Origin of the sequence: Oscillibacter valericigenes (genome assembly GCF_016902445.1) — a bacterium.
Taxonomy (GTDB): Bacteria; Bacillota; Clostridia; order Oscillospirales; family Oscillospiraceae; genus Oscillibacter; species Oscillibacter avistercoris.
In genome coordinates this window covers 1-459 of sequence record NZ_JACSNX010000065.1, presented here as the reverse complement: position 1 = coordinate 459, position 459 = coordinate 1, and the positions used below count along the sequence as shown (strand labels likewise).

Here is a 459-nt window from a genome sequence, read left to right as displayed (position 1 = left end):
GTAATGTATGGAGCTGACCGGTACTAATCGCCCGAGGGCTTGACCTACGAGAAGAAGCAGGCGTGCTTGAACGCGGCGTCACATTGTTCGGTTTTGAGGGTGCAGGGAAGGTACCCCAGAAGAGGAAAAGCGGCCCGTTGGTCAAGTGGTTAAGACAGCGGCCTCTCACGCCGTTAACATCGGTTCGAATCCGGTACGGGTCACCAAATGCACCTTTAGCTCAGTTGGTAGAGCAACTGACTCTTAATCAGTGGGTCCCCGGTTCGAGTCCGTGAAGGTGCACCAGACCTGACCTCCGGTGTGCCGAAAGGTACGCCGGAGGGGCAGGAAAGACTTGACAAGGGGAGCCAAATACAATATAATACAGTTTGTTCTCCGGTAAGACCGGATAACATAAAGTCGTATCTCCCTCCGAGCGAAGCCCAGTGAAACGGGTTCGCGAGGAAGAGGAGGAGCAAG

At 54.5% G+C, this 459-nt stretch carries 2 tRNA genes; both read left to right on the top strand.

What is annotated here, in order from left to right:
- Nucleotides 1–131: 131 nt before the first annotated feature.
- Nucleotides 132–206 (top strand) — tRNA-Glu (locus tag H9X91_RS14055).
- A gap of 3 nt (nucleotides 207–209) precedes the next feature.
- Nucleotides 210–285, top strand: a tRNA-Lys gene (locus tag H9X91_RS14050).
- Nucleotides 286–459: the final 174 nt, after the last annotated feature.